At 41.2% G+C, this 14,375-nt stretch carries 14 protein-coding genes; 6 read left to right on the forward strand and 8 right to left on the reverse strand.

Features of this window, described 5'->3' with window-relative positions; genetic code table 11:
* Window positions 1-14 precede the first annotated feature (14 nt).
* From NYR60_RS04670 to rsxA, 4 genes are read right to left on the reverse strand one after another with little or no spacing between them, the layout of a single operon-like run.
* On the reverse strand, window positions 15-659 hold the full coding sequence (locus NYR60_RS04670) for a trimeric intracellular cation channel family protein (protein ID WP_279465783.1): 645 nt from the start codon (window positions 657-659) through the stop codon (window positions 15-17).
* Between the two features lie 4 nt (window positions 660-663).
* Window positions 664-2,949, reverse strand: a complete 2,286-nt coding sequence (gene rsxC, locus NYR60_RS04675; protein ID WP_279465784.1) for an electron transport complex subunit RsxC — start codon at window positions 2,947-2,949, stop codon at window positions 664-666.
* On the reverse strand, window positions 2,942-3,553 hold the full coding sequence (gene rsxB / locus NYR60_RS04680; RefSeq protein ID WP_279465785.1) for an electron transport complex subunit RsxB: 612 nt from the start codon (window positions 3,551-3,553) through the stop codon (window positions 2,942-2,944). Before rsxB ends, rsxC begins: the two co-directional genes overlap by 8 nt.
* On the reverse strand, window positions 3,553-4,134 hold the full coding sequence (gene rsxA / locus NYR60_RS04685) for an electron transport complex subunit RsxA (RefSeq protein WP_279465786.1): 582 nt from the start codon (window positions 4,132-4,134) through the stop codon (window positions 3,553-3,555). Before rsxA ends, rsxB begins: the two co-directional genes overlap by 1 nt.
* 383 nt (window positions 4,135-4,517) lie before the next feature.
* Here rsxA and nrdG point away from each other — a divergent pair, with 383 nt between their 5' ends.
* Entirely contained in the window at window positions 4,518-4,985 is a 468-nt protein-coding gene (nrdG, locus tag NYR60_RS04690; protein WP_279465787.1) for an anaerobic ribonucleoside-triphosphate reductase activating protein, read from the forward strand.
* Between the two features lie 5 nt (window positions 4,986-4,990).
* On the forward strand, window positions 4,991-6,772 hold the full coding sequence (nrdD, locus tag NYR60_RS04695) for an anaerobic ribonucleoside-triphosphate reductase (protein WP_279465788.1): 1,782 nt from the start codon (window positions 4,991-4,993) through the stop codon (window positions 6,770-6,772).
* A 102-nt stretch (window positions 6,773-6,874) separates the two neighbouring features.
* Here the strand turns inward: nrdD and NYR60_RS04700 are convergent, their stop codons facing one another.
* Window positions 6,875-7,765: a LysR family transcriptional regulator gene (locus NYR60_RS04700; protein WP_039197504.1), complete on the reverse strand. Its 891-nt coding sequence runs from the start codon at window positions 7,763-7,765 to the stop codon at window positions 6,875-6,877.
* A 177-nt stretch (window positions 7,766-7,942) separates the two neighbouring features.
* On the opposite strand from NYR60_RS04700, the gene NYR60_RS04705 reads away from it, so the two are divergent.
* A complete protein-coding gene (locus tag NYR60_RS04705; RefSeq protein ID WP_279465789.1) occupies window positions 7,943-8,521 on the forward strand; it encodes a DsbA family protein in 579 nt (192 codons plus the stop codon).
* A gap of 9 nt (window positions 8,522-8,530) precedes the next feature.
* Window positions 8,531-9,184, forward strand: a complete 654-nt coding sequence (locus tag NYR60_RS04710; protein ID WP_279465790.1) for an NAD(P)-dependent oxidoreductase — start codon at window positions 8,531-8,533, stop codon at window positions 9,182-9,184.
* Window positions 9,185-9,217: 33 nt separating this feature from the next.
* Here the strand turns inward: NYR60_RS04710 and NYR60_RS04715 are convergent, their stop codons facing one another.
* Both NYR60_RS04715 and rdgC read right to left on the reverse strand, forming a co-directional pair.
* A complete protein-coding gene (locus tag NYR60_RS04715; RefSeq protein WP_278225900.1) occupies window positions 9,218-9,823 on the reverse strand; it encodes a beta-phosphoglucomutase family hydrolase in 606 nt (201 codons plus the stop codon).
* 9 nt (window positions 9,824-9,832) lie between these two features.
* Window positions 9,833-10,741 (reverse strand): recombination-associated protein RdgC, encoded by a 909-nt coding sequence (rdgC, locus tag NYR60_RS04720; RefSeq protein ID WP_279465792.1) that lies wholly within the window; start codon window positions 10,739-10,741, stop codon window positions 9,833-9,835.
* Window positions 10,742-11,101: 360 nt separating this feature from the next.
* Here rdgC and proC point away from each other — a divergent pair, with 360 nt between their 5' ends.
* Complete coding sequence (proC, locus tag NYR60_RS04725; RefSeq protein ID WP_279465794.1) at window positions 11,102-11,923, forward strand: pyrroline-5-carboxylate reductase; 822 nt, start codon at window positions 11,102-11,104, stop codon at window positions 11,921-11,923.
* Entirely contained in the window at window positions 11,920-13,074 is a 1,155-nt protein-coding gene (locus NYR60_RS04730; protein ID WP_279465797.1) for a 3-phenylpropionate MFS transporter, read from the forward strand. Before proC ends, NYR60_RS04730 begins: the two co-directional genes overlap by 4 nt.
* 70 nt (window positions 13,075-13,144) lie before the next feature.
* Here the strand turns inward: NYR60_RS04730 and mnmA are convergent, their stop codons facing one another.
* On the reverse strand, window positions 13,145-14,314 hold the full coding sequence (mnmA, locus tag NYR60_RS04735) for a tRNA 2-thiouridine(34) synthase MnmA (protein WP_279465799.1): 1,170 nt from the start codon (window positions 14,312-14,314) through the stop codon (window positions 13,145-13,147).
* Between the last annotated feature and the right edge of the window lie 61 nt (window positions 14,315-14,375).

Consider the following 14,375-nt stretch of genomic DNA (forward strand, 5'->3'; position numbering starts at 1 on the left):
TTATTCCTTTCCGTTTAAATTCTCGGTAAATTTAAATTAAATCGAATCGCTAATAAGCGTATTACAATCACCGTACCAACCGTAGCAATATCGACCCAACGACTTTCCACACCGGAGGCATAGAACAAGACAAAAATCACACCGCCAATAAGGCTTGCCGTAACATAAATCTCTTTTTGCAATACGATGGGGACTTCATTGCGTAAAATATCCCGAATAACTCCACCAAAACAGCCGGTCATTCCACCTAATGCAATAGCTATCAATGGATGCAAACCGAAATCTAAACCTTTCTGTACGCCAATTACGGTAAATACACCTAAACCAATCGCATCAAAAATCAGCAGCCCTGTTTGCCATTCTTTTTTGCTGATATTATTCTTAAAAACAGCCGTAAGAATAACTGCCAGAGCAATCATCAGTACATAAATCGGTTGTTTCATCCAAAATACAGGTGTGCTACCGATCATCACATCACGCAACGTACCTCCGCCAACTCCAGTCACAAACGCCAAAATGAACATACCGAATATATCCATTTTATGCTGACGAGCTGCCATTGCCCCCGATACGGCAAACACGATAGTGCCGATCAAATCTTGAATAAATAAGAATGACCAAGGCAACTGTGGCAATAGACTGTCAAATAAATTCGTCATTTGGTCACTCTAATCCTATTTTCTTCGCTTTAGCCCTAGCAATTGCCGCTGCAACCGCCGCTTTGCGTGGGTCTTCCGCTTCTGTTTCGGTTGCAACTTCTTCAGTATTTTCAACCGCTTGCGCTGGTGATTGCTGCGCCGCTTTTTTCGCTTTCGCTCTGGCTAATGCTGCCGCAACCGCCGCTTTGCGTGGGTCTTCTGCTTCTGTTGCCGTTACAACTTTTTCAGTATTTTCGACCGCTTGTTCCAAGGCTTGCTGAGCCGCTTTTTTCGCTTTTGCACGAGCTAACACTGCCGCAACCGCCGCTTTGCTAGGGTCTTCCGCTTCTGTTGCGGTTGCAACTTCTTCAGTATTTTCAACCGCTTGCGCTGGTGATTGCTGCGCCGCTTTTTTCGCTTTTGCACGAGCTAACGCTGCCGCAACCGCTGCTTTACGTGGGTCTTCTGCTTCTGTTGCCGTTGCAACTTCTTCAGTATTTTCAACCGCTTGCGCTGGTGCTTGCTGAGCTGCTTTTTTTGCTCTTGCACGAGCTAACGCTGCCTCGACTGCCGCTTTCTTAGAATCGGTTTGTTTATCCTGTTGTACGGTATTGATTGATAAATTTTCGTCACTTGCATCAGTTACAGCCTCAGCTTGTTTTGCCAAACGTCTTGCTCTACGTTGTGCCATTAATTCGCTATTATCCGGCTCACCATTAGCTTTTGCATGGACTGCTTCCACCTGTGTTTCGGTTTCTGCTTTTTTCGCTTTGATACGAGCGAGTGCGGCTGCCACCGGATCTTCTCCGGCAGAATTTGCTATTTCTTCTCGGCGTTTATCCGCGGCTTGAGCAATTCGTGCAGTACGAGCCTCTTTTTCCTTTTGTAAACGAGCTTCTCTCGCTTCAAAACGAATTTTCGCTTCTTCCGCTTTTTTCGCTTTTTCCTCAATTTCCGCTATTTTGGCTTTTTCTTGACGGAAATATTGAATCAACGGAATGTAACTTGGACAAACATACGCACAAACACCACATTCGATACAAGCGTCTAAATGATATTCCTTCGATTTATCATGATCATCCGAACGAGCAAACCAATAAAGCTGTTGCGGCAATAGGCTGACTGGGCAGGCATCCGAGCAACTTGAACAGCGAATACAGCTACGTTCCGGCTCCGGCGGTGCATATTCAAAATGATCTGGGGCAATAATACAGTTTGCGGTTTTTGTAATCGGCGCTTGTAAGGATGGTAAAATAAAACCGGTCATTGGTCCGCCTAAAAAGACCGGAAAACGACTATCCGCTTGATAATCCACTTGCTCCAATAAATGTTGAATCGGTGTACCAAGTCTTGCCCACACATTGCCTTTATTGCGAATTTTATCACCGGTCAGCGTTACCACGCGTTCAATCAAAGGTTCATCATCCATCACCGCACGTTTAACCGCAAATGCCGTACCGACATTGTGCATCACAATGCCCATTTCAATGGTACGTTTTCCTTGAGGGATCTCTAAACCGGTTAAGACTTGTACCAGTTGATCACTTGCACCAGACGGATAAATGGTCGGAATCACACGTAAAGTAATATCATTGGAACCTTTTAATGCTTTTTCTATCGCTTTAATCGCTTGTGGTTTATTATCTTCAATCGCTAATACCACTTCTTCCGGACGTAGCACATAACGCAAAATTCGGATCCCTTCGAGAAATTCGTGGGTATAATCCTGCATTAAGCGGTCATCACAAGTAATATAAGGCTCGCACTCCGCACCATTGATAATCAATACTTTGCAACGCTTATCCGCCAAACTGAGTTTTGAAGCGGTGGGGAACACCGCACCGCCTAAACCGGCGATACCGTATTGGTAAACTTTTTCGATAATTTGACCGCTTGTCAGCGTTAAGAAATCTTCAATCGGCTGATGTTCAATCCATTCATCTTTACCGTCTGTTTCAAGAATCACGGTAATTTCAGGCAAGCCGGACGGATGTGCAGATACATAAGGCTCAATACCGATAACCGTTCCTGATGTTGGTGCGTGTACCGGTAACTGGCGATAATTATCGCCTTTAGTGAGTGGTTGCCCTTTTAATACATGATCGCCAACCTTAACCAACAGCTCGCCTGCCCAACCTGAATGTTGTACTACTGGCACATAGAAAAATTTGGGTAAATGCAAACTGCGAATCGGCTTTTGATTCGATTGTTTTTTATTCTGCATTGGGTGAATACCGCCCGGAAAGTGCCATAGCTTACCGGATTGGTTGCCTTGGCGAATACGATCCAATACGTCTATCGCATTACTCATGTTTACCTCCGCCAATTACCAGCTTTTTCTGTAAATCCGTTGTATTCACTACCGGAATCACTAAATTCTCATCAAATTGCCAATTCCATGTTCTCGTAGTCGTCTGCTGTTTAACCATTTCAATACAATTGGTCGGGCAAGGTGCAACACATAATTCACAACCGGTACATAAATCTGGAATAACCGTATGCATCGCTTTATTTGTACCAATAATCGCATCGACCGGACAGGCTTGAATACATTTAGTACAGCCGATACACATATCTTCGTGAATTAATGCCACTTTCACTTCCGGCTCTTCCACGCCGTCCATTGCCGGTACATCTACACCAAGCAGATCCGCAATTTTTACCACCAAAGGCTGGCCACCCGGTACACATTTAGTAATTTGATCACCATTAGCAATCGCTTCTGCATATGGCTTGCAACCGGGATAACCGCATTGTCCGCATTGGCTCTGTGGTAGCAAGGCATCAATTTGTTCAACGATAGGATCGGCTTCAACTTTTAATTTAATTGAAGAATAGCCTAAAACCGCACCAAAAATCAGGGCGATCACAGCAATAGCGATAACGATATAAACAATGATAGGAAATGTTAACATTAGATTTTTACCAAACCGGTGAAGCCCATAAAAGCAAGTGACATTAATCCAGCCGTAATTAACGCAATAGAAGCGCCTTGAAACGGACGAGGCACATCCGCAGCGGCTAAACGCTCACGTAGCGCCGCAAATAAGACAAGTACAAGTGAAAAACCTAGTGCCGCACCAAACCCATAAAGTACTGATTCAACAAGATTATTAGCTAAATTCACATTTAATAACGCCACACCCAAAACCGCACAGTTAGTCGTGATTAACGGCAAATAAATCCCCAATAAACGATATAAAGTCGGACTGGTTTTATGCACAATCATTTCTGTTAATTGCACAATGACTGCAATCACTAAAATAAATACGAGAGTACGTAAAAATTGTGCATCTAAAGGAATTAAGACATAAGTTTCAACCAAATATGCCGATAACGAAGCGACCGTCAGAACGAAGGTTGTCGCCATTCCCATACCGATTGCGGTTTCTACTTTTTTCGACACACCCATAAACGGACAAAGCCCTAAAAACTTCACAAGCACAAAGTTATTTATAAGTGCGGTACTAATAATTAACAGAATATAATCGACCATAGTATCCACAATAAAAAGACAAAATAAAAATAAGCGGTTGTTTTCATTTAAGATTTTGCAAAAATTTTACTAAATCCCACCGCTTATTCTTTAGAAATCATTCATAAAAATGGTGCCTATTATCCTGTTTTTTAGCCTTTCTCACAATAAAAAAGATTAGGTATATATTGTCTTCCTTAACACTCATTACCGCTACTCTACAAAATAGAATGTAAGAAAAATTTACAATCCGTTATCCGCTTTATTTTTCCATTAGTTAGAAAATTGCAAGTCTTCATCTAAAAATTTTTTGATTTTATTTTCCAAAAACAATAATTAGAATGCACAACATCTTGTGCTTAACAACAAAACAAACACAATATATAGTAACAATTTTATAACAAATGGAAAAACTCAGATTCTGTTCCGAACAGATTGTTTGGCAAGAAGTACCGAACGAAACTTCGCTCGCTTTTATGATGACAGGCTGTCCGATCGGCTGTAAAGGGTGTCATAGCACTGAAAGTTGGAAAGCTGGAAGCGGTCAAATTTTGACTGAAACTTACCTACATCAACAACTCGAAAAATATGATGGCTTAATCAGTTGTGTCTTATTTTTAGGGGGCGAATGGCAAGCCGAATCTTTATTAACATTATTGAAATTTGTCAAAGCCAAAGGGCTAAATACTTGCCTTTATACAGGGCTAGAAAAAAACGAGTTACCCGAGGCCTTATTGGCTGAATTAACCTATCTAAAAACAGGGCGATGGCTCGCTGAGCGAGGGGGATTAGATAGCCTCACAACCAATCAACGTTTTATTGATTTACGCACAAACGAAAACCTTAACCACTTATTTCTCAAAGGAGTTTAATCATTATGATCCGCTTAACACCGAATCAAGTTGAAGGAAAATTAGACTTTATCCATCATTATTTACACGCCAAAAATGCAGCTGACGGCTCAAAAATGGATGCAAATGCCAATGTTACGCAAAAAAATATTGCGACAATGGAAAATGAAATGATGAAAGACTTCTTTGTGCAAATTAACCGAGCAAAAGTAAGCAACAAAATTGCCGAATTATTTGATGAAGAACTTTCGGGCGAATACTTACGTCAAATTGAATCACACGAGATCTATGTACACGATGAAACGAGCCTCAAACCATATTGTGTTTCTGTCACAATGTATCCTTTCTTGCGTGACGGACTCACCAAATTAGGTGGTGAATCTAAAGCACCAAAACACCTTGCCTCATTTTGTGGTTCGTTTGTGAATTTCGTGTTTGCCGTTAGCTCACAATTCGCTGGAGCAGTCGCTACCGTTGAATTTCTCACCTATTTTGACTATTTTGCCCGTAAAGATTTTGGTGATAACTATTTAGAAACCCACCGTAGTGAAATCGAAAATCACTTACAGCAAGTGGTTTACAGCATTAACCAACCGGCAGCTGCACGTGGTTATCAAAGCGTGTTCTGGAATATTTCGCTGTATGACAAACACTATTTCGATGCAATGTTTGGCAATTTTGTGTTCCCTGATTTTGAACGTCCAAATTGGGAAACGACTTCTGCCTTACAAATTTTCTTTATGAAATGGTTTAACCAAGAACGCACTAAAGCGATTTTAACTTTCCCAGTAGTAACGGCAGCAATGCTGACCGAAAACGGCAAATGCAAAGATAATCAATTTGCCGATCAAATGGCAGAAGAGCTTTCGCAAGGTAATTCATTCTTTATTTATCAATCAGATAATCCTGATTCACTTGCTTCTTGCTGCCGTTTACGTAATGAAATCTCGGATCACACTTTCTCTTATTCATTAGGCGCAGGCGGTGTGGCGACCGGTTCGATTAACGTCATTACTATTAATATGAACCGTTTAGTGCAAGATGGGCGCAATTTAGAAGAAGAAGTCGGCAAAATTCATAAATACCAATATGCTTACCGTAAATTAATGGAAGAATATTTAGAAGCAGGAATGCTACCGGTTTATGATGCGGGATTTATCTCTTTAGATAAGCAATTCCTCACGATTGGTATTAATGGAATGGCGGAAGCGGCCGAATCACAAGGGCTAACTGTCGGTTATAATCCGGATTATATGCAGTTTGTACAAAGCCGTTTAAAAGTGATTTTTGAAGCAAATCAGACCGCTTCTAAAAAATATGGCGTGAAATTCAATACCGAATTTGTACCGGCAGAAAATCTTGGTGTGAAAAACGCAAAATGGGATAAACAAGACGGCTATTTTGTGTCCCGTGACTGTTACAACTCCTATTTCTATGTGGTTGAAGACGAAAACACTAATGCTTTGGATAAATTCTTGCTCCACGGAAAAGAACTCATTGAGTGGCTAGATGGCGGCTCAGCACTTCACCTTAATTTAGATGAAGCACTTACTCAAAGCGGCTATCGATCATTACTTGATATTGCGGCAAAAACCGGCTGCAACTATTTCTGTATTAACGTGAAAATCACCATTTGTAACGAATGTGCACATATTGATAAACGCACCTTATGCAGTTGCTCAAAATGCGGTTCACAAAATATCGACTATGGTACACGCGTGATCGGCTACTTAAAACGCGTATCCGCTTTCAGTTCCGCCCGCCAAAAAGAACACAGTTTGCGTTTTTATCATCGGGAAGCGGCTTGACCCCTCCCTCTGCGGAAATTGCTTGACGCAATTTTCGCTGTCTCTCTCCCGCAAGGGGAGAGAGTGCATTTCCTTTTTCTCTTAAAAATTTAACCGCTTGTATCACCAATCTTGGTTGGCAAAACGTTCGACTAAAAAGTCCACAAACTGCCGAACATTAGGCGACAATTTATGGCGTGAAGCATAAAGAGCATAAATCGAATAAGTTGGTAATTGCCAGTCAGTGAGTATCGCAGTCAGACGATTTTCCGCTAAATGTTCACTAGTCAAATACTTCGGCAGCATTGCTATACCGCCGTCTGAAAGAGTAAAGTTCAATAATGCCAATGTATCATTGGTCGTAAAGGTGCTGGTTAATTCTAAATGGACTTCCTGATCAGCTTGGCTAAATTTCCATTCCTTTTTATTAATATTGGCATGAGCTAAATAGCGATGCTGACTTAGATCTTCCGGTCGTTTTGGCGTTCCGTATCGTGCTAAATAGTTCGGGCTTGCGACAATCAAGGAATGACACTTCGCCAATGGGCGAGCAATTAAACTCGGATCCGGATTATTGGTAATCCGAATCGCAACATCAATCGCTTCTTCCACCAAATTCACTACTTTATCTCCCAACTGCATTTGCACATTAAGTTGCGGATGTATTTCCATAAATGTTTGAATTGCGTCCAATAAATGCGAACTGCCAAAGGTAGTATTCGAAGCAATACGCAATGTGCCGTGCAAACTATTTTGTTGCTGATGAAAATCCTGCTCAATCGAATCGGTTATATTTGCAATTTTTCGGCAATATTCGACCGCTTGTCTGCCTGCATCCGTTAGCGAAACGTGGCGAGTAGTACGATGTAATAATCGGGCATTAAACCACTCTTCCACTAACGCAACCGCTCTGGTTACCATTGGACGAGAAAGTTCCATTCTCTCCGCCGCTGCTGTAAAACTATGAGTTTCCGCCACATTTAAAAATACTTGAATCGCTGTAATTCTGTCCATTTTTCATTCTTCTAACATTTTAAATTGAAACAATTATAATTTAAAATTCATTATTTTCACCAAATTTATTTCAAATAATGAAACAAACTTTTGCTAAAGAGATTCTTTTTCACTGGATTCATTTACGTATAATGCAGCTCATCTACTGATGAAGAAATAAGATTTCAAGGAAATAAAATGCAAAAAATTTATTATCTTTTCGACCCTTTATGTGGCTGGTGCTATGCCGTCTCCAACGGCTTGGCAGAATTATCGGAAAATGCCGAAATTGAACTGATACCAACCGGCTTATTTAGTTATGACCGTTTGATTGATGCCGATTGGGCAGAACACGCTTGGACAAATGACCAACGTATTCATCAACTTACCGGACTATCTTTTAGTGAAACTTACCGACAAAATATCTTGCTTGGAGCGAAAAACTTTAATTCTTTCGCACTGGTGCAAGCCTTAACGGCGGTACGACAAGTAGAACCCACTCAAGAATTAAACGTGCTTCGCCTATTCCAAAAAGCTCGCTATGAAAACGGTCTAGATACGGCGGATATTAACGTACTCAGCCAAATTTTAACTGAGAATGGTTTTACACAAGCGGTCAATATTTTGCAAAATTCTGCCACGATAGATCTTGCTAAGGAACGCATTACCCAAGGGGCGGCATTAGCGGCAGAACTTGGTGTACGTGGAGTACCGCAAATTTTTAAACAAACCGAACAAGGTTTGATTCAACTCAATACTCAAACATTTATCAAATAGGAGCATAAAATGAAAATTGCAGTTATCGGAGCAACAGGATTAGTCGGAAATACAACTGTACAAGAATTAGCTGAGCGTGGTCATCAGGTCATCGGCTTTGCACGTAACATTGAGAAAGTATTCCAAGCGGACAATGTAACGGCAGTACAAGCAGACGTAAATGCCGCTGATTTTGCCGAAAAATTAAAAGGCTTTGATGCCGTAGTAGCCGCATTTAACGGCGGTTGGGACAATCCAAACTTAGCAGCGGATACCGAGCGAGGTTGGAAGGCTATTTTAGCTGCGGCTAAAACCGCTCAAGTGCCGTATTTATTGGTCATCGGCGGAGCAGGTAGCCTATATGTTGCCCCGAATCTTCAGTTAGTTGATACGGCGGAATTCCCTGCGGAAATTTATCCGGCGGCAAATGTGGTGCGTAATTTACTGACTGAATTACAAGCTCGCCGAGATATTAACTGGGCATTTTTATCGCCTGCCGCAATGTTTGCCGTCTTACCGTTATCTTTCGATAAAACCGGCACTTATCGTTTAGGTAAAGATGATATGTTGCTGAACACAGACGGCAGCCCAGCTAATATTACTGTGCCGGATCTCGCCGCCGCGATTGCTGATGATGTCGAACAGAAAGCTCATTTATTTGAGCGTTTTACCGTGGCGAACTAGAAAATAGCTCTCTCCCGCAAGGGAGAGAGTTAATTATCGTGCCTTTGTAATCTGATTGGTTCTCACATCAAACACATCCATTCCGCCGGCAAGGGCGGCTTGGATACCGAGATCGGCATCTTCAAATACCAGACAATGTTTAGGCTCTACCCTCAAACGCTCAGCACAGAGTAAAAAGGTTTCTGGTGACGGCTTATGTTGTTTCACATCGTCCGCATCGACAATCGTGTTGAAATACGGGCGTAGGTTAAATTTATCGAGTAATTTATACGCCTGCACACGGTGAGCGCCTGTACCGACCGCTAACGGCTTTTTGCCCGAATAGTGTTGGATAATCTCAAATGCCGGTAGCAACGAGGAATGTTCGTAAGTGAGATCCATCGCAATTTTACGTTTCATTTGCACCACCTCTTCCAGTAATTCCATCGGCATATTCGCTCGTTGCATAATTTCACGCCCAATGGTGTAAGTGGTTGCCCCACCCAATTCATACATTACCGAGCTATCCACTTGATAACCGAAATGTTCGCCGGTAATTTCCCACGCTTTGGCGTGGCTTGGCATAGTATCAATAATGGTACCGTCCATATCAAAAATAAGTGCCTGATATTGCTCCAAAATTTCTGCACTGACTAACATAATGCTCTCCTAAATACGCTCTTTAATACCGCCAAATTCTTCAATCATTTTTTGAGTAAATAATTTAAGTTCTTCGGTCATCAATAAGAAATCCGCATCGAAACGTTGAGCAATATCTTCCTTTAAAATATCGTCATTCTTTTCACGCACTTCATCAGCAAATTTCACACGAGAAAGTGTTGCATCTTCATTCAATACGCACGAGAAATGGTTATCCCAATCAATTGCAAGTTTTGTGACAAATTTGCCCGCTTGTAAATGTTGGGCGATCTCGTCACTTTCCAGATCTTGGCGTTTACAGCGGATCACGCTGTCTGTATCAAACGATTTCAATTCTGCTTCTTCTAATAAATTTAACCAATTAGGTGTATGTCCTTTGGCAATCCAGTTCGTCATTACTTCACTTGGTAATAAAGCAAATGAAATCGGCACAACAGGTAATGATCCTAATGTTTTACGCAACAAGGCAAGTGTATCTTCCGCTCGTTTGCTTGAACCTGCATCGACATAAACTAGCTGTGCATCCAAATCCAACCAAATTGCGGTAAATTGGTGCTTACTAAATGCTCGAGGCAACAACATTGCCACCACATCATCTTTGATCGCTTGTTTTTCAGTTTTCTTAAGCTTACGAGCTTCTTTTTCTTCTAAAACGGCAATACGTTCTTCCGTTTCTTTTTTAACCACATTCGCTGGTAATAACTTATCTTCTTTATGTGAAACCAGTAAAAACTGTTTGCCCTGCGAAAAATGTAATAATTCTGAACCAGAAAGCGGACTCGACCAGCCGAATTTACTCATATCGCTTTGTGAACAAGGGGTAAATTTGGTTTGTTGCAGTTGCTCTTCCAGTGAATGACTTTCCAACGAAAGCGGCGAAGTCAGGCGATAAATCATGACATTTTTGAACCAGAACATTTTTATGATCCTTTTAGGGTGTTAGAATGGGCAAAATTCTAACAGATTTCTCTTTTAGGCTCTAATCAAATCTCCCTAGCACCTCTTTTCTAAAGAGAGGCAGCTTGGGATAGATAAATGATTTATCCCCCCTATTTTCCGCCGAAGCGGTTGCGTAAACTTTTGAAGGCAACTTTTCGTGTTTGAGTTTACTTGCAAACGAGTTTGAAAAGTTCGCCTCAAAAGTTAGCAATAAGCGTAGGGAGAAGGAAAATCTGGGGTCGCCTTTCTTCAGTTACTTTTTGATGGTTACTTTCCTTGGTGACGCAAAGAAAGTAACAAAAAACAGATAATTTATTAACATCAGCTGGAAATATAATAATGAAACACTACCCACTTCTAAGCTTTATCGGCACCGGCAATATGGCATACGCCATCATTCAAGGCTTACTCAAAAGCCATTATCCTGCCTCGCAAATTATCGCTTGCAACAAAAGTAATTTAGATCGCCGAGCGGAATTACAAGCGGTCGGAATTGTGACAAATTTTACCAATCGTGAAGCAGTTGAACAGGCGGAAGTGGTTGTGTTAGCGGTCAAACCGCAAATGATGGTGGAGGTTTGTAGTGAATTTTCCAACGTAGATTTTTCCAATAAAACCGTAATTTCTGTTGCAGCAGGGATTTCTGTTGCACGTTTAGAACAGCTTTTACCGAGTGCAAAAAATATTATCCGCACCATGCCGAATACCCCTTCGCTGATTGGTGAAGGAATGACTGGGTTATTTGCCAAAAAATCGGTAAATTCAACCGCTTGTCAATTTGCCGAGAGCTTAATGTCAGCGGTCGGAAAATGCTATTGGGTTGAGCAAGAGCAACAAATCAATCATATTATTGCCGTGACCGGTTCCAGCCCTGCCTATTTCTTCCGTTTTATGGAAGTGATGCAACAAAGTGCAATACAAATGGGATTCAGCGAAGCTGATGCTCGTTTACTGGTGCAACAAGCCGCATTAGGCGCAGCAAAATTAGTCGAAGCGAATCCAAATACCCCTCTTGCAACATTGCGAGAAAACGTTACTTCAAAAGGTGGAACAACGGCTAAAGCATTGGAAGTTTTTGAACAACACGCATTAGCGGAAACAGTCGATCAAGCAATGTGGGCAGCCATTCACCGTGCAGAAGAAATGGAGCAACAACTATGATAAAACCAACCCCATTCCAATGGGCAGCATTTAACTTCTTTGGCTTCTTTTGTGCCTATGGCGTTTTTTTACCCTTTATGCCTGTATGGCTAAAACAGTATGGCTATAGTACCGAGATGATCGGTTTACTCGCTTCATTCGGCTATCTATTCCGTTTTGTCGGCGGAATGTTGTCATCACAACAGGTTAAATCCTCCAATCAATTAATTCCAACCGCACGTATACTCACGTTATTAAATCTGCTTGCGATTATTCTCATTGTGTGGTCGGTAGATTCTATTTGGTTGCTATTCCCTGCGTTGATGCTTTTCCATATTTTTAACGCCGGTGCAATGCCGATTGGTGACAGTATCGCTTCGCTTTGGCAACAACAAGTCGGCATTGATTACGGCAAAGCCCGTTTATTCGGCTCAATCGCTTTTGTGGTTGGCTCATTGAGTACAGGCTATTTAAGCAGCTGGCTAGGAGAAGATTCGATTATTTGGATTATGTTCAGTTTCTTTATCTTATTAGGTTGTGGGCAATTACTTACACCTAAAGTTAGCTTTGAAAATCAACAAGATAAGAAATCCTCCTCAAATCTCAGCTATTGGCAAATACTCAAAGAACCGACTACATTACGAATGATGCTAGCGATTTCGTTAATCCTTGGTTCACACGCCGCTTACTATATTTATAGTACGATTCATTGGTCGGCAGCCGGTATTTCCACTCAAACCAGCAGCTTGTTATGGGGTTTTGCGGTATGTGCCGAAATTTTATTTTTCTTATTTTCTAACCGTTTATTTAAATCGTGGCGTATTTCTCACTTAATGATCATTGCGAGTGTGATTGCGATTATTCGCTGGTCAATTTTAGCGTCAACCACTGAAATTAGCCTATTGGCGATCTCACAAACATTTCATGCCATCACATTCGGTATGGCTCACTATGCAATGATTCGCTATATTTCTGCTCAAGATCCGGAAAAAATCACCAAATTACAAGGCTTATATTTTGCGTTATCGAATTGTGGCTTTACAGCAATCTTTACCTTTATATCAGGTATGCTGTACCAAGATAATCCAAATTTTGTCTTCTGGTTGATGGCGATTATCGTTATACCGGCAATTTTAATCGTACCGAAAAAATTTAATGCCACATTGCGTTAATCAAAAAATAAGCGGTCATTTTTTGCTAAAAATTAACAAGAAATGACCGCTATTTATTGTAAATAATGACTTACTTTAATTGCTCTTCAATGACTCCACCGCCTAAGCAAACCTCACCTTGATAGAAAACCGCCGATTGTCCTGGTGTTACTGCAATTTGCGGTTCATCAAAAATTACTCGAATCGTATCATCATCTATCGGTTGAATTTCACAGGCGATATCCGTTTGGCGATAACGTGTTTTAACCGTGCAACGTAGATTTTCACGAATCGGTTGACGCTCCACCCAATGTAACTGAGTTGCGATTAAACCGCTTGAAAGTAATGCCGAATTATCATGACCTTGTGCCACAACTAACACATTATTGATGAGGTCTTTTTCGACTACATAAAACGGCTCTTCGCTCAAGCCTTTCACGCCGCCAATCCCTAAACCTTTACGCTGACCGAGCGTGTGATACATTAAACCGTCATGGCGACCGACTACTTTACCGTCCACCGTTCTGATCTCACCCGGTTGTGCCGGTAAATAACGTGCTAAGAAATCTTTAAATTTACGTTCACCGATAAAACAAATACCGGTTGAATCTTTTTTCTTCGCTGTCGCTAAGCCAAGATCTTCAGCAATTTGACGGACAATCGGTTTCTCAATATCACCCACCAGGAATAGGCTCTGCCCTACTTGCTTATGGCTTAGTGTGTAAAGGAAATAACTTTGATCTTTATTTGCATCTAAACCACGTAATAATTGAGCATTATTATCATTACCGCTACGGCGTACATAATGACCGGTCGCAATATAATCCGCACCTAAATCTTCCGCCGCATATTCTAAAAAGGCTTTAAATTTGATTTCTTTATTACAAAGAATATCCGGATTTGGTGTACGACCTGCTTTATATTCGTTTAAGAAATGCTCGAAAACATTATCCCAATACTCTGCGGCAAAGTTGATTTTATGCAGTTTCATACCCAGTTTATCTGCCACCGCTTGAGCATCGGCTAAATCTGCCGCTGCGGTACAATAATCAGTATCATCGTCTTCTTCCCAGTTTTTCATAAACAGGCCTTCAACTTGATAACCTTGTTGTTGCAGAATAAAAGCGGATACTGATGAATCTACGCCACCGGACATTCCAATAATCACTTTCTTTTTCGCATTCTCCGCTAATTGCTCAGCGGTTAATTTAGCAAAGTGAGTATCATAAGTTTTTGAGCTAAGTTGAGTTTGATTTGTCATAATTCTCCCGTAACTTCGGTTAAGGCGAAGCACATTGGTTAATGTTAAATAAAATACAAGC

Origin of the sequence: Actinobacillus genomosp. 2 (assembly GCF_029773605.1) — a bacterium.
In the GTDB taxonomy this organism is placed as follows: Bacteria; Pseudomonadota; Gammaproteobacteria; order Enterobacterales; family Pasteurellaceae; genus Actinobacillus.

Coding starts and splice junctions, on each gene's coding strand:
- NYR60_RS04670 (WP_279465783.1), bottom strand. CDS start 659: ATGACGAATTTATTTGACAGTCTATTGCCACAGTTGCCTTGGTCATTC.
- rsxC (WP_279465784.1), bottom strand. CDS start 2,949: ATGAGTAATGCGATAGACGTATTGGATCGTATTCGCCAAGGCAACCAA.
- rsxB (WP_279465785.1), bottom strand. CDS start 3,553: ATGTTAACATTTCCTATCATTGTTTATATCGTTATCGCTATTGCTGTG.
- rsxA (WP_279465786.1), bottom strand. CDS start 4,134: ATGGTCGATTATATTCTGTTAATTATTAGTACCGCACTTATAAATAAC.
- nrdG (WP_279465787.1), top strand. CDS start 4,518: ATGGAAAAACTCAGATTCTGTTCCGAACAGATTGTTTGGCAAGAAGTA.
- nrdD (WP_279465788.1), top strand. CDS start 4,991: ATGATCCGCTTAACACCGAATCAAGTTGAAGGAAAATTAGACTTTATC.
- NYR60_RS04700 (WP_039197504.1), bottom strand. CDS start 7,765: ATGGACAGAATTACAGCGATTCAAGTATTTTTAAATGTGGCGGAAACT.
- NYR60_RS04705 (WP_279465789.1), top strand. CDS start 7,943: ATGCAAAAAATTTATTATCTTTTCGACCCTTTATGTGGCTGGTGCTAT.
- NYR60_RS04710 (WP_279465790.1), top strand. CDS start 8,531: ATGAAAATTGCAGTTATCGGAGCAACAGGATTAGTCGGAAATACAACT.
- NYR60_RS04715 (WP_278225900.1), bottom strand. CDS start 9,823: ATGTTAGTCAGTGCAGAAATTTTGGAGCAATATCAGGCACTTATTTTT.
- rdgC (WP_279465792.1), bottom strand. CDS start 10,741: ATGTTCTGGTTCAAAAATGTCATGATTTATCGCCTGACTTCGCCGCTT.
- proC (WP_279465794.1), top strand. CDS start 11,102: ATGAAACACTACCCACTTCTAAGCTTTATCGGCACCGGCAATATGGCA.
- NYR60_RS04730 (WP_279465797.1), top strand. CDS start 11,920: ATGATAAAACCAACCCCATTCCAATGGGCAGCATTTAACTTCTTTGGC.
- mnmA (WP_279465799.1), bottom strand. CDS start 14,314: ATGACAAATCAAACTCAACTTAGCTCAAAAACTTATGATACTCACTTT.